The following is a 20,215-nucleotide window of genomic DNA, read 5'->3' as shown; positions in this document are numbered from 1 at the left end:
AGCGTGGCACCGTCACACCTGGTGACAAAGCCAACACGCGGCACAGTCGTCACACCGTGCTCGCGGAGCGCCTGCTCCCCTCCTGTCCCTCTTGTTCTCGTCACCCCGGGGGCTCACCTTGAGGGCTGACCGGCCTCTTTCTCGGACGGCGGCCGCTCCAGCTCGGTCGTCAGCTCCGCGAGCTCGGCTCCGCCGGCCATCAGCCGGGTGATCTCCTCGACGCTGACCTCGCCCTTCGCGAAGTCCCCGAGGCTTCGACCGCGGCCCAGCAGCAGGAAGCGGTCCCCCACCGGGTGGGCGTGGTGCGGGTTGTGGGTGATGAAGACCACCCCGACCCCGCGGTCGCGCGCCCGGGCGATGTAGCGCAGCACCATGCCGGCCTGCTTCACCCCGAGCGCCGAGGTCGGCTCGTCGAGGATGAGCACCCGCGCGCCGAAGTGGACGGCGCGGGCGATCGCCACCGACTGCCGCTCGCCCCCGGAGAGGGTGCCCACCGGCTGGTCGGGGTCCCGGATGTCGACGCCCATCGCCCGCAGCTCACGGCGCGTGACCTCCTTGGCGTGGGCGGAGTCGAACCGCAGGAAGGGCCCGCGCCCGCGGGTCGGCTCGGCCCCGAGGAAGAAGTTCCGCCAGATGGCCAACAGCGGGATCATCGCGAGGTCCTGGTGGACCGTGGCGATCCCGGCGTCCAGGGCCTCCCGCGGGGCGGAGAACGACACCGGCTGCCCGTCGAGCAGCACCTCCCCGCGGTCCGGGCGGTGCACCCCCGCGAGGATCTTGATGAGCGTGGACTTGCCCGCCCCGTTGTCACCCAGCACGCAGGTGACCTCGCCGGCCCGCACGGTGGTGCTCACGCCGTCCAGGGCGATCACCGAGCCGAAGTCCTTGCCGACGTCACGCAGCTCCAGCAGGGGCACCTCGATGCCGCTCACCGGCGCGCCGCCTCGGCGTAGCGGCGGACCAGCCGGTTGGTCAGGACGGCGAGCAGCAGCATGGCCCCGAGGAAGAAGTAGAACCAGTCGGCGTCCCAGCGCAGGTAGACGATGCCCAGCTGGGTCATGCCGAACACCAGCGCCCCCAGCGAGGCGCCGATCGCGGAGCCGAACCCGCCGGTGAGCAGGCACCCGCCGATGACCGCGGCGACGATGTAGATCAGCTCCTGGCCGATGCCGGCGTTGGCCTGCACCGAGGTCAGCCGGATCGCCAGGGTCGTGCCGACGAACCAGGCCGCGGCGGCCGTCGTCATGAACAGCGTGACGGTGGTGCGCCGGGTCGGGACGCCGACGTTGCGGGCCGCGACCTCGTCCCCGCCGGTGGCGAAGACCCAGTTGCCGAACGGCGTCTTCAGCAGCACCCAGGTCGCCAGGGCGGTGACCAGCACCCACCACAGGACCGCCACCCGGAACTCGACCCCGGCCACCTGCATCCGGGAGGCGAACACCCACTCCGCGCTGCCGTAGCCCGGCGCTGCGGCGATCCCGCCGGCGGTGACCGTGCCGGTGAAGAACTTGGTCAGCCCCAGGTTCAGGCCCTGCAGCATCAGGAACGAGCCCAGCGTGATGATGAAGCTGGGCAGCCCGGTGCGGGTCACCAGCCAGCCGTTGAGGAAGCCGACCCCCAGCGCGAGCACCAGCGCGACGGCGATCGCGACCCAGACGTCCTGCCCGAACTCCGTCGCGACGATGCCGACCGTCAGCGCCGTCGTCCCGGTCATCACGCCGGCGGAGAGGTCGAAGTGCCCGCCGATCATGAGCAGCGCGACCGCGACGGCCATGATCCCGAGCGTGGACGCCGGGTCCAGCCAGTTCGCCACGCCACCGAGCGAGCGGAACACCGGCGACTGCAGCGCGAAGAACGCGAAGACCACCACCGCGCCGATGAGGGCGCCGAGCTCGGGCTTGACCAGCAGCCGCCGCAGGGGGCCGACGGCGGCGATGCGCTCGTCGGCCTGCGGGGCGGCCTCGGCGGCGGCGCTCAGCGGGTGCCGGCCGAGGCGAGGCCGGCGATGTCGTGGACGTTCCCGGCGTCGACGATGCCGGGGCCGGTGAGCACCGGGTGCCCGCCGCCGACGGTGTTCAGGTTCTGCACGTAGAGCTTGAGCATCACGATCGGCAGGTAGCCCTGCTCGTACTGCTGCTGGTCGACGGCGAAGGAGATGTCCCCCGCCTGGATGCCGCTGATGACGTCCTGGTTGAGGTCGAAGGTGGCGATCGCGGCGTCGGAGCCCGCATCGGACACCGCCGCGACGGCCACCGCGGCGACCGCGGAGTTCAGCGTGAGGACGCCGTCGATGCTCGGGTCGCCCTGCAGCTGCGAGGTGATCGTCGACTGCGCGCCCTGCAGGTCGTTGATGTCGACCTGCAGCGGGGTGAGCTGCCGGCCGAGGCCCTCCGCCGCGCCGGCGCAGCGCTGCTCGTGGCCGATGTTGCCCGGCTCGTGGACGACGCACAGCACGTTCTGCGCACCGTCGGCGGCCAGCCGCTCCCCGGCGCCGCGCCCCGCGATCTCCTCGTCCTGGCCGACGTGCCCGACGGCGCCGAACTCCACCGAGCGCTCCCCGCCGGAGTTGATCGTCACGACCGGGATCCCGGCCGCGACCGCGGCCTCGACGGCGTCCTGCAGCGCGTCCGGGTTGGCCATCGAGACGACGAGGCCGTCGACGTCCTGGTTGACCGCCGCGTCGACCAGCTGCGACTGGCGCTGCGCGTCGCCGTCGCTCTGGTAGTCCACGGAGATGCCGAGGTCCTCCCCCGCGGCCTCGGCGCCGTTCTGCACGACGTCCCAGAACGCGTCACCGGCCGAGCCGTGCGTGACGACGGCGAAGGTGAGGTCCCCACCGGCGTCGAGACCACCCCCGCCGCTCCCGCCGCCGCCCCCACTGCCGCCCTCGGTCGTGCAGGCGGCGAGCAGCAGCGGCGCCGCGACCGCCAGTGCGAGCAGTCGGCTCGGTGCAGCCATGGAGCGGTCGTCCTCCGAGGGGGTCGCTGGGGGTGTCCGATCCCCGATCATGCCCGCCCGCCTGCGCGGGCCCGCCGGAGCCCCCGCCCCCGCGTTCTACCCTCGCCGCGTGGACGTTCTCGGCTCCGGTCACGAACAGGTCGTCTTCTGCTCCGACCCGGGGTCCGGGCTCCGCGCGGTGATCGCCATCTACTCCACGGCGCTGGGTCCGGCGCTGGGCGGCACGCGGTTCTACCCGTACCCCAGCGAGGAGGCCGCGGTCGCCGACGCGCTGGCCCTGTCGAAGGCCATGGCCTACAAGAACAGCCTGGCCGGGCTGGACCTCGGCGGTGGCAAGGCGGTCATCATCGGCGACCCGGCCACCGACAAGACCGAGGCGCTGCTGCGTGCCTACGGCCGGTTCGTCGAGTCCCTGGGCGGCCGCTACCTGACCGCTTGCGACGTCGGCACCTACAACGCCGACCTCGACGTCGTCGCCCGGGAGACCCGGTTCGCGCACGGCCGCTCCGAGGCCAACGGCGGCTGCGGCGACTCCTCGGTGCTCACCGCCTACGGCGTCTTCCAGGGCATGCGGGCCGCCGCGCAGCACCGCTGGGGCAAGCCCTCCCTCGCCGGGCGCACGGTCGCCGTGGCCGGCGTCGGCAAGGTGGGCAGCTGGCTGGTCGACCGCCTCGTGGAGGACGGCGCCGACGTGGTGGTCACCGACGTCGACGCCGGCGCGGTGGAGCGGGTACTGGCCCGCCACCCCGCCGTCGACGCGGTGGCCGACACCGCGACGCTGGTGCGCACGCCGTCGGACGTCTACGCCCCCTGCGCCCTCGGCGGGGCCCTGGACGACGAGACGGTCGCGGAGCTGGAGGCCGAGATCGTCTGCGGCGGGGCCAACAACCAGCTCGCCCACGACGGCACCGCCGAGCAGCTCATGCGCCGCGGCATCCTGTACGCGCCGGACTACCTCGTCAACGCCGGCGGGGTGATCCAGGTGGAGGACGAGCGGCACGGGTTGCCGGGGGTACTGCCACTAATGGCAGGCGCACAGGCCGGCTTCTCGTTCGAGCGCGCCAAGCTCCGGGCGGCTGGCATCTTCGACACCACTCTGCGGGTCTTGCAGGCCGCCGACGATGCCGAGGTGTCGCCTGCGGTCATGGCCGACCGGATGGCCGAGGAACGGATGGCCAGCGTCGGAAGGCTGGCGACAATCCGGAACTAGTGGTCAGGCCGCGTCGAGCACGTCCAGCAGGGACGGCGGGCCACCGGCGGCGCTGGGGGTCCTGGCGGCGCGCCTGGCCATGAGCGCGGCCAGCTCGGCCATGTCGTAGAGCGCGTGGCCAGACCGGGACCACCTCGGGGTCAGCCCGTAGCGGTGCCGCCACACCCGCAGGGTCGCGGGCTTCACCCCGGCATAGGCGGCGGCCTCGGCGGCCATGAGCAGGGTGGGCGTCGTGGTCACGATGCCCAGGGTCGGGGCTCGGGGCTCTGGAGGCCGGCACGGTGGCCCCGTGTCGGGGGCGCTACCCCTGACGCTGCCGGATGTGCTCGGCGCCCACCCACCCCAGGTACTCGGCCCAGAAGCCGGGCGCGTACTCGCGTAGGGCCAGCACCAGCCCGCGCAGGCCGTCGTCGGCACCGTTGGGGTTGCGGGCCCAGCCGTACAGCTCGCCCGCCCACTCCTGGCCGTCTAGGTGTAGCCAGGCGACCACCGGCACGGGCGGGTCGCGCAGCTCGTCGGCCTTGTCCAGCTCCTCGTCCAAACGCTCGCGCGTCGCGCCCTGGGTCAGCACGCTCGGCCTTCGCCGACGGCGCGGCAGGAGGGGGCGCCGGCCACGATCACCACGTCCCGGCCCCACCAGTGGGCGCTGAGGTCGCCATCGAGATCTGACGGGTGGAGGTCAGAGCTGCCCGTGCTGGCGCATGTGGTCCAGGCGCAACTGGTCGGCCATCATCGCCGACACCAGACCGACCCGGCTGGGCCCGCACTGGGAGCACTGGACGACGTACCGGTCGCCGACGGTGGCCACGTCGATCGCCGCCGCCCGCAGGGCCTGCTTGCGCTCCTGGTTCCGGCCATGGTCGATGACGCCGTAGACGAAGGCACAGCCGAGCACCAGCAGGATCATCAGTTCGAACGGGCCCATGATCACTCCGCCTCTCCGCGCGGGTCTGCGAGTGGGCAGCGGGCGAGTGCCCGCCCTCCACCTGCCCGCCTCGTATCGGCAGCCTCGGCCGCTTGGTGAAGTCGGGCGAGGTCGAGGGCCCTGCCCATTCGTCTGTCAGGCTGCCGGGATGCTGACCTGGCTTCCCGACATCTCGGCCTGGACCCCGGAGGACTGGTCCGCCTTCGGGACGAACATCACCGCAGTCATCGCGGTCTTGGCCGGCATCGTCGCCTGGCGCCAACTTAGGGAGGCTCGACGGCTACGTACCGAACAGGCGCAGCCCTACGTCGTCTGTTACGCGGAGGTCGCACCCGGCCATGACACGGCCGTCGACATCGTGATCCGGAACTTCGGCACAACGCTGGCGCGCGGCATCACCGTCACGGTGACACCGCCGATCCTCCGCAGCGGTCGCCCAGGAGAGGAACCCGAAGAGGTCCACCTGCCCGCGCGCCTGCCGGCACTTGTGCCAGGGCAAGCGTGGCGGACCCTGTGGGATCTCGCGCCACGCCGCGCTAAGTCTTCGCGCCCGATTTCCGGGCTCCACGAGGTCATCGTGTCTTACAGCGACAGCCATGGGAAGGCGCTGCCGCCGACGCCGTCGGTACTGGACTGGGAGGACTTCGGCCAGCGCACCATGTTGGTAACTCACGGCGTACATGAAGCCGCTACTGCGCTACGGGACCTCAGCCGGACGGTAGCCGGGTTCAAGTATCGATCAAGCGGCGGCTTATCCGTCCATATGCACGACGCGGACGAGGCTGAACGACAGGAGCGGGAAGACTTCGAGCGGTTCAGGCAAGAAGTCGAGCAGGATCGCTTGGAGAAGGCCACCGAGCAGCCAGGGCATGAACTCCCGGAGCCGCCGTCGACCGAGGGTCCTCGGACGTCAGACCGAGTGGATCCATCGTCGGCATAGGCGGCTTAAGCCACGGCGATGTCGAGCAACGGCGAGATCCGTCCCATGTACCTAGTTGCCTGACGTTGACGTGGTGTTCAGTGCATTCAGTGCTCGACCGCTGTAGAAGTGCACGATTGGTCGACGAGAGGCGCACCGGTGTTGCAGGTGCCAGCGCCCGGCGATCCACGACTCGCCAGTGCAGGCGCCAGCAAGCGGCGGCGGAGAGCCCGGAAGATGTCTCGGGCACCTGCCATGGTGCCCCCGGCGCGGGACATCCGGCCCGACCGACGATCGATTCAGTAGCCACGGAGGTCGGCGGCTTGATGAACGACACCCCGACCAGATCCCACGACGAGCCGAGCGAGGCTCCTGAAGGACTCGGCGCCAGCTCGCAGGCGGGGACTTCGGCTTCCTTGGACACGCTTCTGCACGCCCTAGACCGGGAGTCCGCGTCCATCTTCGGCCGGCAGGGCGAGGACATCGCGCGCCTGGCGTTGTGGCGCAGCCCGGCCACGCGCGGCGAGCTCGTCTCAGTGCAACCTTGGGCCGACTGGGTCCACCAGTGGAACGTTGAGCACCCTGATCGTTCCGAGCAGGTGACTGACCGAGGCATCGACCTGGTCGCCACCTACGCCGACGGTCATCACACCGCCGTCCAGGTGAAGCTGCGGGACGGCCGCGGGGCACCGGTCAGCGTGGGCTGGGAAAAGCTGTCCACCTTCGCCGCGAAGTCAGCCATCGCTCCCTTCACCGACCGGCTCCTCATCCTCCTTGGGGACGCCACGCTGTCCAGCAACGCCCGTGACGAACTGGCCCGGCAGCCGGCACTCACCATCTGGTCGGCCGCGGAGATCGAGACACACGCCGGAGACCAGTGGCCGGCGGACCACGCCGGCGTGCTGGCCGCTCTGGGCAGCGCCCCAGCGCAGGCCATCGGGCCCCGACCGCTCCATGGGTACCAGCTTGATGCAGTTGCCGATGGGGAGGCGGTGTTCGGCAGTGGGGCCGACCGAGCGCAGCTGCTCATGGCCTGCGGCACGGGCAAGACGATCACCACCCATGGACTGGCCGACGCGCTCAACGCCCGCCGACTGCTGGTCCTCGCGCCCAGCCTGTCGCTGCTGCGGCAGCTCATCGGCGAGTACCGCTGGCAGTACGGCGGCCAGATGAGCGGTATCGCGGTGTGCTCAGACAACACCGTCGGCACCGCGACCCCAGGCGAAGACGCCGACGACCCGCGAGTGATCGACGCCGAACTGGGGGTGCCGACAGTCGCCGACCCGGCGCAGATTGGCGCCTTCCTCGCCACGTCCACCGACGACCGGCCACGGGTCGTGTTCGCCACCTACCAGTCCTCTGCCCGGGTGGCCGAGGCCCAGGCTGTCGAGGGCGTCCCGAAGTTCGACCTCGTCGTCGCCGACGAAGCGCACTACCTGGCCGGCCGGCCATCAAGCGCCTTCGCCACCGTGCTCGACAGCGCACGGATCCGGGCGTCCCGTCGACTGTTCGCCACGGCCACCCCCCGGCTCGTCGCCCCACACCTGCGCGCCTCGGACCCCGAGGTCTGGGCCTCCATGGACGACCCCGCCGTGTTCGGCCCGGTCGCCCACCGGCTGCCGTTCGGGGCGGCGATCGCTGGGAAGCTGCTGTCGGACTACCGGCTGCTCGTGCTCGGGGCCGACGAGCAGGCTGCCGCCGCGATCGACACCCGCGCACTCGTTGACGCCGGGGCGGTCACCGACGCCCGTACACTGGCCGCGGCGCTTGCGGTCCTGAGACTGGCCCGCGAGCACGGCCGCCGGCGCATAGTCACTTTCCACTCCCGCCGGACTGGAGCGCGCGCCTTCGCCCGGCTGCTGGAGACGCATCACGCGTGGGCCCCGCCGGAACTGCACGTCGACTTGGCCGCTGAGACCGTCACCGGCGACCAGCCCACCGACCAGCGCGCCGCCGTCCTCGCACGCCTTGCCCGCGCCGGCGACGCAGGGCAACCAGCCGTCCGGGTTCTCACCAACGCCCGCTGCCTCACGGCCGGCGTCGACGTCCCGGCGCTGGACGCGGTCGTCTTCGTCGACCCACGCCGGTCGCGGGTGGACGTGGTTCAGGCCATCGGCCGCGTGCTTCGCCGGGCCGAGAATAAGGACCTCGGCTACGTCGTCGTCCCGGTCCCCATCCCAGAGGACACCGACGCGGAGGCCGCGGTCACCGGAAGCTCCTTCGCCCCCGTGTGGGAGGTTCTGGCCGCCCTCGCCGACCATGACGACGTTCTTGCCGACGAGATAGAGCAGGCCCGCAGGGCACTCGGGAGAACGGGCCAGGTGGGGCGCGAGGGACGCCACCGGCTGGTCGTGGATGTGCCGGGGGTCAGCTCCGCCGAGCTGGCGGGCTCAGTCTGGCTCGCCGGGGTCACCCGGGTCGGCTCCGGCTGGGCTCAGGGCTTCGGCGCGCTGCAAGCCTTCGTGTCCGACCACGGTCACGCCCGCGTCCCACAGAAATATCAAACGGCTGATGGGTTCGCCCTCGGCTCCTGGGCCTCCAGTCGGCGGATGGACCGGACGCGGGGACGGCTGAGCGCCGAGCGGATCACCGCGCTGGACTCGATGGGCTTCGTCTGGGATCCGGGAGCCGAGGACTTCGCACGCGGGCTGACTGCGCTGGCGGCGTTCGTCGCCGCGAACGGTCACCCTCGTGTTCCTCGCGCGCACCGGACGGAGGGCGGGTTCACGCTCGGCGCATGGGTCAGCGGTCGGCGCCAGGACCGCAAGGTGGGGCGCCTGACCGAAGAGCGGATCACTGCGCTGGACGCCTTGGGCTTCGTCTGGGACGCGGGAGTCGCGGACTTCGCCCGCGGGCTGGCCGCGCTGAAGGCGTATGTGGCCACCAACGGTCACGCCCGTGTTCCCCGGTCGCACCGGTCGGAGGACGGGTTCGCCCTTGGCTCATGGGTGGTCGACCGCCGTCGAGCCCGGACTCGGGGGCGGCTCACTGACGATCAGGTGGCCGCGCTGGAGTCAACCGGCATGGTCTGGGACCCCTATGGCGAGAACTTCGCCCGCGGGCTGGCCGAGCTGGAGGCGTACGTGGCCGAGTGGGGGGACTCGCGGGTTCCCCAGAACTTCCGGGCCAAGAACGGCTTCGCCCTCGGCGCGTGGGTGTCCAACCGCCGGAGAGACTGGAAGCAGGAGAGGCTGTCCGCCGAGCAGAGCGCCAGGCTGGAGGCGCTGGGCTTCGTTTGGGACCAGACGGCAGATCAGTTCTCTCTGGGGCTTGCCGCGCTGGAGGCCTTTGTGGTCGAGACCGGCCACGCGCGAGTTCCCCAGAGACACCGAACCGAAGACGGCTTCGCCCTCGGCTCGTGGGTGTCAGCTCGGCGAGCGGACCGCCGGCGAGGCCAGCTCGCCCGTCATCAGGTCGCCGCACTCAACGCCGTAGGGTTCGTCTGGGGGCTTTCCAGCGAGGGCTTCACCCGCGGATTGGCCGAGCTGACGGCCTTCGTGGACGAGACCGGGCACGCCCGGGTTCCAAGCAGCTACCGGACTCCCGGCGGGTTCGCCCTCGGCGCGTGGGTGACCAGCCGCCGTCGGGATCGGGCCGAGGAGCGGCTGACCGCCAGCGAGATCGCAGCGCTCGACGCAACGGGCTTTGTCTGGGACACGAGAGGCGATGACTTCGCCAGCGGGCTGGCGGCCCTGGAGGCGTTCGTGGCCGAGACGGGTCACGCATGTGTTCCCCAGAAGTACCGAACGCAGGAAGGGTTCACCCTCGGCTCGTGGGTGTCGAGTCGCCGGCAGGATGGCCTGAAGGGGCGCCTGGCTGACGACCGGATGGCCGCCCTGCAAGCGCTGGGGTTCGTATGGGACGCGTGGGAGTGGGACTTCACTCGCGGGCTGGCCGCCCTGGAGGCGTTCGTGGCCAAGACCGGCCATGCGCGCGTTCCTCAGAGGCACCAGACCGAGGACGGGTTCGGCCTGGGGGCTTGGGTGCGCAACCGGCGCCAGGACCGCAAGGTGGGACGGCTGGCGGCTGAGCGCATCGCCGCGCTGGAGGCGGTGGGGTTTGCCTGGTGATGTCGACGTTCTCTGCCCCACCGGCCCACCCGAGCGCAGGCGATCGTCGCGACTCGGACGAGGGGCGACGGCGACCCACCTGCGCCTCTACCTGCTTTCGGGTGCCCTATCCACCTCGACCGCAGCTGCGACCGCTGCCGGAGTTCGCCGGGACGGCGAGCCCGCGGCCGGATCCGGCGATGCAGGCCCGGGTCGAGGCGTTCATCGTCGAGCACTACGCCGCCGGCCGGTCGCTGGCGGGAGCTGACTGAGCTTGCGGACCGCTCCTTCGGCGCCGTGCGCAACATCCTGACCAGGCGCGGAGTTCACCGTCGGAGCTCCGGTGCGGCGGCCCTGCGGCACGCGGATGACCCGACGGCAGCGGCGCAGACAACCACGACGCAGGCGAAGTCGTCCGACCGGCACGTCGGCTCCGATGAGCGGCCCGAGGCCACCTGACGGGACCGGGCCGTCGTGGGCGCTGGCGAAAGCCCTGGTCAGAGGCCTTCTAAGAGAATTAATCTAGTAATTCGCCGGCGGATTTACATGCGGGTTCTCTGCTGCTAGCTTCTCCGTCGTCAGCACAGGATGCGACCCGGCGCGAGGGTCAGTGGCATGAACACGCGCCGGGCCGCAGAGCCGCGGAGCCCTCAAGCGAGGGACCCGCAGAGATGAGAGTAAGACGATGAGTGTCATCAGCGCGCCCTCCGTCGCCGACGACTTCGACGACATCCCGCTGCCCAGCAACATCAAGTTCCAGCGCGTCGCCTTCATGTCCTACGCCGGGGACATGACCAAGGTGTCGTTCTCCCTGCCGTTCAAGGAGCTGGCCGAGCACTGGAACTTCGACAAGCTCCTGGAGCGGCACGACTTCGACCTCGACGATGAGTCGACGCCCGGCCAGCGCGACATCACCGAGAGCCACGTCAAGAAGATCGCCGCCGGCATCCAGTCCAGCAACCGGCCCTACCTCGGCAACATCACGGTCGCCCTCGCCGAGGAGCACATCGACATCAAGCCGCTGCGGCAGCTCGACGAGAACATCTGGCTCGTCCAGATCACCGTCTACCAGTCGGCGCCCAACCCGATCGTCGAGGACGGGCAGCACCGGATCAGCGTCTGCGCCTACCTGTGGCCGCTGATCCGGCAGGCCACCGAGGGCGACGCCGCCGTCGCCCGGGCGTACCTGGAGAAGACGTCGGTGGAGATGACCATCCTCCTCGAGGACGACCCGGCCGTCCTGTCGACGCTGTTCGTCAAGATGAACTCGACGAAGCCCATCAGCCCGAGTCTCATCGCGGTGATGGACGTCAGCGCCGAGCAGAACAAGCTGGGGCGTTACGTCACCCGGCGGGCCGAGCTGTTCAAGGACCGCACCGGCTACCTCTCCACCAAGGCGGCGAAGGAGCTGGCCAAGAAGAAGGGCCGCACCTACGACGACCTCTACCCCGCCGCCTCCGTCCGGTCGGCGGCGGCCTCGATCGCCGGGGTCGGCGTCCGGGACCGCACGCCCGAGCAGCGGGAGGCCGTGCTCATGACGATCCTGGAGGAGCGGGCGCAGCTCGACCACGTCACCCTCGACGTGGCGCGTGACCGCATCGGCCAGGAGATCGTCGCTGCCTTCGACTACGCCTACAAGACCCTCCCCGGGTGGCGTGAGATGAAGAAGCAGACGCTCACGGTGGCGGACTTCAAGCGCAAGTACGTCCACTCCTCGGCGGCCGGGCTCCACGTCATCGCCAACGTCATCGCCGCCGGGAGGGCTGCGGGGATCAGCGCCTACCCGGTCATCGACGCCCTGGCGAGCCTCCCGTGGCGCCGCGACGCCCTGCGCGACGCCACGGACCAGGACAACAACCCGATCAAGGTCCACGAGTTCTTCGAGAACACGCTGGTCAAGACGACCTACGACGTCCGGCTCGGCGACTGGCGCGCGGGCACCGGCGGTGCCACCCGCTCCACGTACGAGCCGGCCATCCAGAAGGTTCTGGACCACCTCGCCGGGCAGGACAGCAGCCTGTCGGGCCTGCGTGACCTCACCACCCTCATGGAGATCGGCCTGGTCGCCCAGCAGCGGGGCCCGGGTCGCCCCCGGAAGGCCGCGGCGTAGTTACGGCAGCACCACGGTGCCCTCGCCAGGACGTCCTGGCGGGGGCACCGTCGCGTTCGGCCGATGATCAGTCCCCGGGCGACCCTCGGAGGCTGGCGCGCTGACGGCATCCCGCGCTGCAGAACGTCTGCAGGGCGTTGGTCGTCATGAACATGTCGCCGCACCCCGGGCAAGTGTCCTGCCGTAGGGCACGCTGCCGGCGCCCGGGAGCCACCACCTCGTCGTACCGCCGCCGCGCGTTCGCCAAGTAGCGGTCGCGGTGCTGCCGATACCGGGAACGACCACGGGCGCGCTGAGCCTGCACGCACGGCTCACAGGGGTCCTCGCCACGACGCTGGTGCCGCTTGTAGGCGGCCCAGGTGCCGCACGGCTGGACGGCCGGGATGGAGGTCGCTGAGGCGTCGTCGCTCAGTGCCGACGACTCCTGGCTCGGCGTGGGGAGGGAAACGGCGCTACACGTAGCGGGCTCCGGAGGGGGGCGGGAGAAGGGTTCCTCCCCCAGGGTGGCACCGGGCGTCGGCGAGCCGTCGCGCGCGTCGCTCATCGTGGCCGGCGATCGACCGGGGCAGCGTCCCGCGTGCGTCGGCGTCCCGTAGTGCTGACCGTCGGCCATGGCCAGGTCCCATGGCTGCCCCGGCTGAAGGCGGTCGCGACACCGGGAGCACCGCACGATGCCGACGGCGACGAGCGGGGACCAGCGCCGACGCTCGGCCCCCAGCTCGCCGTCGTCCTGCGGCATTGCCGAGGTCACAGCCCCACGAGCGGGGGCAGGGCGCGCGCACGCTGCGCCGGACCGCGGCTCTGGTTGAACCGCTGGACCTCGGCCACGGCCTGGGCCTGCAGGTCGGGCAGACGCTCCACCTCCTGCGGCTTCGGCAGCGGCGCGAAGGCGTTGCGCACGGCCAGCGACCAGGGGCCCCAGCCGTCCAACAGCTCGGCCGCCTCATCGATGGCGTCGGCCAGCCCGGCCGCGTCGGCCCAGCGGGACTTGACGATGTCGATGCGGCCCCGCTCCACCAGCGCGGTGAGTACGGCCCTGGTCACCACCTCGTCGCCGTACCTCTGCGAGTCGGCCAGCGTCTCGGTGAGCTGGTCGTCGGAGCTGGAGCGCGCCTCGGCCAGCGCGGCCCGGAACAGCGACTGGATGACCGCCCGGTCGGCCGGGGACTGGTCCTCGTCGAGGGCCGGGCCGACGGGCAGGAAACCCTGCAGGTGCTCCTTGCGGGCCTGCCGGCGGGCCATCAGGTCCTTGTAGGCGGTGACCAGCTCGGTGTTGGCGAAGGACAAGACCTGGGCGATCTCCTGCGCCATGGTCAGCTCGCTGGCGGTCTGGTCGGCCCGGATGTCGGCCACCGTCTCGTCGTAGCCCTGGCGCAGCTCCAGCGCCCGCTGAAAGGCGGGGTCGAACTGCACCGGCGGCAGCGGCTCGGGGGTGGGGGTGTAGGTCATCGGGTCCTCTTGTCCTCTCGGCGCTGCTCCAGCAGCTGCACGTCGCCCCGCGTCCACTCGTAGGGCTTCTCCTTGCGCGGCGGGATGTCGTACTGCGCCATGAGCCGCCGCACATGGCGGGGGTCGTGGTGGAGCAGGCCGGCGATCTGGGCCACGGTCAGCAGCTCGTCCTGCCGACGCTCCGAGCATCGGGCCATGTCCGGCGAGGTCCGTCGAATCGGCGGCAGCTCGTCCGCCGACGTCCGTCCGGCCGGCACGCCCACCAGCCTCTGCCGCTCGATGGCGAAGTAGGCCTGCGCCTGCCGGATCTGCTCGCGCAGCTCCCCGACGGCGGGGTGCACCGTCCGGCCGTCCCTCTCCCACGTCGCCGCGTAGAGGTCGATGCTGACCTTGACGATCTGCAGCAGGGGCCCATGGACGAGCACACCCGAGCCCTGGATCAGGGTGGACGGCGACATGGTCGACCGACCGGTCACGAGGCCACCTCGGTGCGCCCGCCGTCCCCCGGGCTCTCGCAGCTATGCTGCGCCGCGAGGCACACGGCGCACTTGCCGTTCTTGGCGCGGACGTTCAGCGGGTGGCCGCAGGCCTGCTGGCCGGGCGAGCCACTGACGATGCCGACGGCGGTCAGCTCGGTGCAGCTCCGGCACCGGCCGTCGTCGCCCGCGAAGGGGTCGAGGGCCTTCCCGCAGACGTCGCAGAGGCCGGCAGGGAGCGTGGGGACGGTGGCGAGCTGAACGGTGGCGACCGTCTCGCCCCTGATCGAGGCCGGCACCGGCGGGACGACGTCACCAGGAATGTCGACAGGGAGCGAGGACCGGTCGCCCTTCTTATCCACCCGAACACCCGGTGTACTGACATTCCTGGTGATGAGCGCGCGCAGGGTCGGCTGGTCGACGGCCTTCGACAGCTCGTAGGGCCAGCCCCTTCCGGCCGCCTCGTGCTGCTCGACCAGGCCGAGCAGGTGCAGCTCCTGCAGCGCCCGATCGACGGTGCTGCGCGGCTTCTGCAACCGCTTGTGGACGTCGGTCACCCTGGCCATCGGGTAGACCAGCAGATCGGCCAGGATGGCCAGGCGCAGCGGCGGCATCGAGTCACCGGCCACCCGCCGGGCCAGCGCCAGCGCCTGCTGGTGGTGCAGGCCCAGGGCCAGCCCGCCACGGACGATCTGCCCGAGCATCTTGGCGAAGCGGGTGGGCATCTCCGGGGCGTGCGCGTCGATGATCTCACCCCTGCTGTCCCGGTCCACGGCGGTGCGGGCGAGGGTGACCAGGTCAGCGAGCGCCAACAGCTGGTCCTCGTCGTCCTCGGTGAGCCGGGCGGCGGCAGGCTGCAGCTGGGCGAGCACCCCGCCGGCGGCCTCGGCCAGCTCCGGGCGCATCTGCTCCTCCCGGCCAACGTTGCGCAACGCCTGCCGCCCAGCGGCCAGCCGCCCGCTGCTGGCCCCGGAGTCCATGCGCACCAGGGCGAAGCGGTCCCCCATCGCGGAGATTACGGCGTGCGCGGCATCCCACGCGGTGGTCACCGCACCGATCAGCGACAGGCGACCGGTCCAGGTGAGCGTGCGCCCGCCGTCGGTGCCGACGTTGCGCTCCCACCGGCCGTCGTAGACCTCCCGCAGGGCGGCGAGGACGGCGGCGCGGCTGTCCCTGTTCATGGACAGGATGGAGGTGACGTCCTTGATGACGAGCAGCCCGTGGTCGCCGATCTTGCGCAGCAGGCCGCCGGTGGCGTCGGTGCCGCGCTCCTTCTTCGAGGTGGCCGACAGCAGCGCACCCTCGCTCGTGATCGTCGACGTGACGTGTGCGCCGATGCCGGCCAGCGCGGCCACGGTCTCGGTCTTGGCGTTCCCCGGCCCGGAGACCACCAGCAGCCACACAGGGTCGCCGTCGAGCTGCTCCACGGCCGCAGCAGCCAGCGCGACGTCGAGGGCCTGCAGGTCGTAGACGTCGCCGAGCCACCGGCGGAACACCGCGTGCGCCTGGTCGAGGTTGCACGGCGTCACCGTCGGCCCGAGAAGCGGCTGCGCCGTCGTCGGGGACGCCTCCGACCGCTTGCCGTAGCCCTGGGCGGCCAGCGCTCTGGCGGCCTGCGAGAAGTCCCCGCCGTGGTGCCAGGCCGCGTGGTAGCCGAACCGGTCGTAGGTGCGCTCGGGCGTCAGGACGGTGGAGCTGGTGAACACGTACAGCCAGTCCCCGCCGTAGCCGGTGGTGGCGCTGATGCCGCGAGCCTTGCCCGGCCGGGTCCAGAACGTGACCTCGCCGCTGGTGAACGCCCGACGCCACCCGTCGGGGGTCAGCACCTCGTCCCAGGTGGTCTGCCGGCTGTAGTCATCGCCGGGGCTCACACTCGCGGCCGCGCCACGGGACAGCGGAGCGAACACAGCCGGGGCCTGGGGCTCGGGCGCGGGGCGCTCGTCCAGCGTGCGGATCAGGGCGTGGAACCGCTCGCGCTCGTCGGCGGTGACGGTCGGGATGGTGTCGGGGCCGCCGCTGATCAGCGCCCACGGGCGCTTGGTCGGGTGGACGTTGCCGTGCGACGGGGCGGTGACGAACCACCCGCCCTCGCCCCGCGTCTCGGCCAGGGTCACGTGGTCGGTGGTGGCGGCCAGCTTGGTGTTGCCCGGCGTCGTCCCGTCGGCGTTGCGGGCGACGATGTGGATACCACCGGCCGGGCTCTTGACCACGTAGCCGTTGACAAGCCGGTCCCACAGCTCGCGCTCACCGGCCGCGTCCACGGCGTCGCGGAGCCTGTCCAGAGCCCCGGCCTCGACCGCCCGGCCCTCGATCTCGGTCAGCTCGATGCCGCCCGAGACGGCCCCCGCGACCACGCCCAGGCCCGTGCGGGCACCGGTGAACCACGCCCGCAGCTCGGCCTCGGTGGGACGCTCGGCCTGGTACCGCTTCCAGTCCACGGCCGGGCGCTTGCTGCCGTCCTCGGCGGCCGGCAGCACGCACAGCCCGGCCGCGTGCAGCGCCAAGGCGGCGCCCAGCAGCTCGCTGGTGATCGTCGGCGCGCTCACCGGGCGGCGTCCAGGTCGAGGACGTAGGTGGTGGTGCGCCCGGAGTCGCAGCGGACCCGGCGGGTGACCGGCCGGTCCTCGTCGTGGCCGACGTGGTGACGGTGGGCCTGCCCGCAGTCGGTGCAGGCAGCGATCACCTCGTCCCAGTCCGCCCGCGGGATCACCGCGTGGATGCGCGCGGTCGGCGTACCGGCGTCGCCGACCATGCCCAGCAACCGGGCGCGCAGGGCCGCGATGGCGGCGGCCTCGCCGTTAGTGTGGGCGAAGAGGCTGGGCATCTGGGCGGCGTTCGTCTCGATGGGGTCGGCCACCTTGGGCGAGGTGGTCGACCTCTTGCTCTTGGTCACGCGGCAGCGCCCCGACCCGGGGTCGAGGCACCGCGCAGCAGGTGGGCGACCCGCACGCACTGCTCATAGGTCAGCGGGGGCAGGTCGGCCACGACTCGGCGGACGTACTCGTCCAACGGATCATCAGCCGGCGCGTCGACGGCGCTCTCGCGGGTCTCAGCGGCCTTGGCACGCCGGGCCTGGGCCGAGCGCAGGGCCAGGCGGGTGTAGTGCGCCTTCTTCGCGGACGCGACACAGCGGGCGCGCTCGGCCGGCGGCAGGGTGCCATCCGGGTCCACGTCGCGCTCGAACTTGGCCATCAGGCCGGCGCGGGCCGGGGCGGTGCGGGCAGAGCGGTCAGCAGTGTTGGCCCACGAGACGCGGGCGGCGAGACGGGCGCGCAGGGCACGCTCGGACGCGGGGCTGGACAAGGGGGGCTCCACGGGGGCAGGGGTCAAGGGATGGCCCCCGGCCCTGCTACGGCTCGCCCGTCCGAGCTGGCTTCGTAGTCCTACCGGAGCATTGTTCAGTTAGTCAGCGATCAAGCGGCGGGTGTCGTGACCCGCGAGGCTCGGACCAGGCCCCCATGTCTGCCGGGCACGCTATGGGCAGTCGCACATCGTCCGCAACCGATGACGCACAGTGCTCGTCTCCCAGGCCTCTCGCGTAACACACGGCCCCCGCGCGGGAGTGTTCACCGCCTGCCATCGGTCCCGGCGTGGGCGGCGGTGCAGGCGGGACCTTCGGCCGAACACCCCTGCTACCTCCGGGGCGGGTCGAACCTCACCGTCTCGGGATCGAAGGGCGCCCGCCCCGGGCGGCCCCGCAGCAGCACGACGCGCAGCAGCCCCTCCACCACGGCTTGCCGGGCCGCCACGTCGTCCAGGGCCCGCCACTCCGCGACCGGGTTCTTGGCGCTGAGGACGGCGCCCAGGCGCGAGGAGCGGGTGAGCGCGGCCACCTGCCGGTCGATCTTGGCCAGCTCGGTGGTCTGCCGATCGATCTGCTCCCGCATGACGCGGGCAGTGATCTCCCCGTCGCCGTAGTCGGCCTCGATCCGCCGGACACGGGCGCGGACGGCAGCGGCCTGCTCGTGCAACGCAGTCAGCTCGGGCTGATCGGCGGTTAGCACCTCGGCGATCGTCGGGCTGGCCAGGCGCTTCTCGACGCCCCGGACCACCAGGTCGTCGATCGGGTCGGCCAGCCGGGTCAGGTGGCGGGCGCTGCCGCAGACGTAGATGCGGACCTTACTCTCCCGGTAGGCGGTGCGCACGGTGGCGTCGACCCCGGCCGCGTCGCAGACGCCGCAGCGGTACAGCGAGGCGCCCAGATGCTTGCGTGCGGTCGATCCGCCCGAGCTGACCCGGGCCGGGTCGCGCAGAACGGCGACGGCCTGCCGGTAGGTGTCCTCGGGGACGATGGCCGGCCACACGCCGAGGCCGGCCTCCTCGCCGTAGTAGGTGCGGATGCCGGCGTTGCGGGCGTTCAGCAGCAGTGTGCGGACGGCAGTCGGCTCCCAGGGCCGGCCCAGCGTGGTCGCCAGCCCTCGCTCGTTGATCCGCCGGGCGATGGTGGCAAGGCTCGTGCCGGCCAGCAGGAGCCGGTAGGCGTCCGCGACGGCGCTGGCCTCGGCCGGCTCGACCGCCATGCCGCCCTTGGCGTAGCCGAACGCGCGCCGGCGGGGCGGGCGACCGCGCTCGACAGCCTGCTGCTCGGACTCGATCTGCCGGGCCGCCTTCTGGTCGGCCTCGAACCGCGCCATGTTGGCGAAGGTACGGGCGGCGAGCTTGCCCTGCGGCGTCTCGAAGTCGAGGTCGCCCTGCACAGTGATCACGCGGACACCGAGGGGCTCACACAGGTCGATCAGGTGCTCCAGCTCCACCGGCTTGCGCAGCAGGCGGTCGAGCGCCCAGGCGATCACCACGTCGACCTCGCGCGCCTCGATGCGCCGCAGGAGAGCGGTCCAGCGCGGTCGGGGCTTGCTCTTGCTGGCGCTGACGTCGTTGTCGACGAAGATCAGCGCCGGGTCGACGGACCACCCTCGCCGTTCGGCCAGCTCGCGGCACCGGTTCTCCTGGCGCTCGACGGCCATCCCCTCGTCGTCACCGCGACGGTGGCCAGTGTCCTGGGACTGACGCAGATACAGCGCGACGCGGGGCGGAGCGGCCTCGGTTGTCGCGTCGCGGGCGCGCATGCGGCGGCGTGACGCTGTGCTCATGCGTCCAAACGTAGCAGTAGACCAGACGAGCGGCACGGGGTTCTCCTTCGCCCGCGCCGGGGCCAGGGCCGCCGGCATCTTCGACGTCGCGCTGCGGGTGTTCCGCAGCGCCGAGGAGCAGGGCGTCTCCCCCGCCGTCGCGGCCGACCGGCTGGCCGAGGAGCGCATGGCCGCCGTCGGCCGGCTGGCCACCATCCGCCTGCCGCGCTGAGGTCGTTCGCCCCTTGCTCCGCGGGACGGCGGGGACCGAGGCTGGGGACGGTCCCGCCGCAGGCGTGGGCCCGGCCCGGGACGCGCTGCTCGCGACGGCGCCCGGCGCCTCGCCGACGGCGACGGTCGGACGGACGGGGCGGCGGGGCGACCGAGGAGGTCGTCATGGGTCAGGCACGCGAGACCATGGACCGCATCACCGACGCAGTCGTCCGGGGCGATGCCGAGGCTCTGGGCCGGCTGTACGCGTCGGACGCCGTCGCCGACCGGCCGGAGGGGCCCCGGCTCCAGGGCGGTCCGGCGATCGTCGAGTACCTCATGGGCTTCCGGAGCGCGTTCCCGGACCTGACGTGGGAGTCCGGGAACGAGTACGAGAGCGGCGACACCGCCATCGACGAGGGGTACCTCGTCGGGACGCACACGGGGACGCTCAGCGGACCCGAGGGCGACATCCCTCCCACCGGCAGGGCCCTCCGCCTCCGCGAGTGCGACCTCGTCACCGTGCGGGACGGGGTGGCCGTGCAGCACCGCTTCTACTACGACCAGCTGGACTTCCTGACCCAGCTGGGACTCAGCCAGCCCGAGGCGGCCCCCGCAGCGGTCCCCGGGCCGCGGGCCACCACCGACGAGGCGCCCGCCCGCGCGCCCCGCTGACACCCGGACGGACGGGTCCGGCCTCCCCACGACGCCCTGACGGGGGACTGCGGGGGGAGACCCGTGCCCGTCGCGGATCCGTGTCGTAAGCTCGTCCGAGACACAGTCACTCAGTCGGGGTCGCCACGCGGGCCGTCCAGCCCGGAGCTGGGCTCCCGTACTCCG

At 72.0% G+C, this 20,215-nt stretch carries 19 protein-coding genes; 7 read left to right on the top strand and 12 right to left on the bottom strand.

Annotation, left to right across the window (positions count from 1 at the left end; translation table 11 throughout):
• Window positions 1–113 precede the first annotated feature (113 nt).
• The 3 genes from ACI78Q_RS06080 to ACI78Q_RS06070 form a co-directional block, all read right to left on the bottom strand.
• The gene (locus ACI78Q_RS06080) at window positions 114–932 is read right to left on the bottom strand and encodes an ATP-binding cassette domain-containing protein (RefSeq protein ID WP_456922425.1); all 819 of its coding nucleotides are present in this window, start codon (window positions 930–932) and stop codon (window positions 114–116) included.
• The gene (locus ACI78Q_RS06075) at window positions 929–1,870 is read right to left on the bottom strand and encodes an ABC transporter permease (RefSeq protein WP_456922424.1); all 942 of its coding nucleotides are present in this window, start codon (window positions 1,868–1,870) and stop codon (window positions 929–931) included. The genes ACI78Q_RS06080 and ACI78Q_RS06075 overlap by 4 nt, the downstream gene beginning before the upstream one ends.
• 104 nt (window positions 1,871–1,974) lie before the next feature.
• Window positions 1,975–2,958, bottom strand: coding sequence for a sugar ABC transporter substrate-binding protein (locus ACI78Q_RS06070; protein ID WP_456922423.1), 984 nt, complete (start codon window positions 2,956–2,958; stop codon window positions 1,975–1,977).
• Between the two features lie 109 nt (window positions 2,959–3,067).
• Between ACI78Q_RS06070 and ACI78Q_RS06065 the strand changes: the two genes are divergently transcribed.
• Window positions 3,068–4,168 carry a Glu/Leu/Phe/Val family dehydrogenase gene (locus ACI78Q_RS06065; protein WP_456922422.1) on the top strand — a complete coding sequence of 367 codons (1,101 nt, stop codon included), beginning with the start codon at window positions 3,068–3,070 and terminating at the stop codon, window positions 4,166–4,168.
• Between the two features lie 3 nt (window positions 4,169–4,171).
• Here ACI78Q_RS06065 and ACI78Q_RS06060 read toward each other — a convergent pair whose 3' ends face one another.
• The 3 genes from ACI78Q_RS06060 to ACI78Q_RS06050 all read right to left on the bottom strand — a co-directional run bounded on the left by ACI78Q_RS06060 (window position 4,172) and on the right by ACI78Q_RS06050 (window position 5,093).
• Complete coding sequence (locus ACI78Q_RS06060) at window positions 4,172–4,408, bottom strand: MerR family transcriptional regulator (protein ID WP_456922421.1); 237 nt, start codon at window positions 4,406–4,408, stop codon at window positions 4,172–4,174.
• A 61-nt stretch (window positions 4,409–4,469) separates the two neighbouring features.
• Window positions 4,470–4,739, bottom strand: a complete 270-nt coding sequence (locus ACI78Q_RS06055; RefSeq protein WP_456922420.1) for a hypothetical protein — start codon at window positions 4,737–4,739, stop codon at window positions 4,470–4,472.
• A 108-nt stretch (window positions 4,740–4,847) separates the two neighbouring features.
• Complete coding sequence (locus tag ACI78Q_RS06050) at window positions 4,848–5,093, bottom strand: hypothetical protein (RefSeq protein ID WP_456922419.1); 246 nt, start codon at window positions 5,091–5,093, stop codon at window positions 4,848–4,850.
• A gap of 148 nt (window positions 5,094–5,241) precedes the next feature.
• Here ACI78Q_RS06050 and ACI78Q_RS06045 point away from each other — a divergent pair, with 148 nt between their 5' ends.
• The 4 genes from ACI78Q_RS06045 (at window position 5,242) to ACI78Q_RS06030 (ending at window position 12,171) form a co-directional block, all read left to right on the top strand.
• Entirely contained in the window at window positions 5,242–6,033 is a 792-nt protein-coding gene (locus ACI78Q_RS06045) for a hypothetical protein (RefSeq protein ID WP_456922418.1), read from the top strand.
• Window positions 6,034–6,338: 305 nt separating this feature from the next.
• Window positions 6,339–10,082, top strand: a complete 3,744-nt coding sequence (locus ACI78Q_RS06040) for a Helicase associated domain protein (protein WP_456922417.1) — start codon at window positions 6,339–6,341, stop codon at window positions 10,080–10,082.
• Between the two features lie 101 nt (window positions 10,083–10,183).
• A complete protein-coding gene (locus tag ACI78Q_RS06035) occupies window positions 10,184–10,333 on the top strand; it encodes a hypothetical protein (RefSeq protein WP_456922416.1) in 150 nt (49 codons plus the stop codon).
• A gap of 413 nt (window positions 10,334–10,746) precedes the next feature.
• Window positions 10,747–12,171 (top strand): DNA sulfur modification protein DndB, encoded by a 1,425-nt coding sequence (locus ACI78Q_RS06030; RefSeq protein ID WP_456922415.1) that lies wholly within the window; start codon window positions 10,747–10,749, stop codon window positions 12,169–12,171.
• Between the two features lie 747 nt (window positions 12,172–12,918).
• Here ACI78Q_RS06030 and ACI78Q_RS06025 read toward each other — a convergent pair.
• The 6 genes from ACI78Q_RS06025 to ACI78Q_RS06000 form a co-directional block, all read right to left on the bottom strand.
• On the bottom strand, window positions 12,919–13,620 hold the full coding sequence (locus ACI78Q_RS06025) for a hypothetical protein (RefSeq protein WP_456922414.1): 702 nt from the start codon (window positions 13,618–13,620) through the stop codon (window positions 12,919–12,921).
• A complete protein-coding gene (locus ACI78Q_RS06020; RefSeq protein ID WP_456922413.1) occupies window positions 13,617–14,096 on the bottom strand; it encodes a hypothetical protein in 480 nt (159 codons plus the stop codon). Before ACI78Q_RS06020 ends, ACI78Q_RS06025 begins: the two co-directional genes overlap by 4 nt.
• Complete coding sequence (locus ACI78Q_RS06015) at window positions 14,093–16,642, bottom strand: hypothetical protein (protein ID WP_456922412.1); 2,550 nt, start codon at window positions 16,640–16,642, stop codon at window positions 14,093–14,095. Before ACI78Q_RS06015 ends, ACI78Q_RS06020 begins: the two co-directional genes overlap by 4 nt.
• A complete protein-coding gene (locus ACI78Q_RS06010; RefSeq protein WP_456922411.1) occupies window positions 16,639–16,989 on the bottom strand; it encodes a hypothetical protein in 351 nt (116 codons plus the stop codon). Before ACI78Q_RS06010 ends, ACI78Q_RS06015 begins: the two co-directional genes overlap by 4 nt.
• Window positions 16,986–17,399 (bottom strand): hypothetical protein, encoded by a 414-nt coding sequence (locus ACI78Q_RS06005; RefSeq protein ID WP_456922410.1) that lies wholly within the window; start codon window positions 17,397–17,399, stop codon window positions 16,986–16,988. Before ACI78Q_RS06005 ends, ACI78Q_RS06010 begins: the two co-directional genes overlap by 4 nt.
• A gap of 329 nt (window positions 17,400–17,728) precedes the next feature.
• Window positions 17,729–19,162 (bottom strand): recombinase family protein, encoded by a 1,434-nt coding sequence (locus ACI78Q_RS06000; RefSeq protein ID WP_456922512.1) that lies wholly within the window; start codon window positions 19,160–19,162, stop codon window positions 17,729–17,731.
• A 22-nt stretch (window positions 19,163–19,184) separates the two neighbouring features.
• On the opposite strand from ACI78Q_RS06000, the gene ACI78Q_RS05995 reads away from it, so the two are divergent.
• Together ACI78Q_RS05995 and ACI78Q_RS05990 are read left to right on the top strand one after the other, a co-directional pair.
• Window positions 19,185–19,397: a hypothetical protein gene (locus ACI78Q_RS05995; RefSeq protein ID WP_456922409.1), complete on the top strand. Its 213-nt coding sequence runs from the start codon at window positions 19,185–19,187 to the stop codon at window positions 19,395–19,397.
• Window positions 19,398–19,561: 164 nt separating this feature from the next.
• Window positions 19,562–20,050: an ester cyclase gene (locus tag ACI78Q_RS05990; protein WP_456922408.1), complete on the top strand. Its 489-nt coding sequence runs from the start codon at window positions 19,562–19,564 to the stop codon at window positions 20,048–20,050.
• The last annotated feature ends 165 nt before the right edge of the window (window positions 20,051–20,215 follow it).

The organism is Geodermatophilus sp. SYSU D00705 (assembly GCF_054050135.1).
This window is presented reverse-complemented; position numbering and strand designations above follow the sequence as displayed.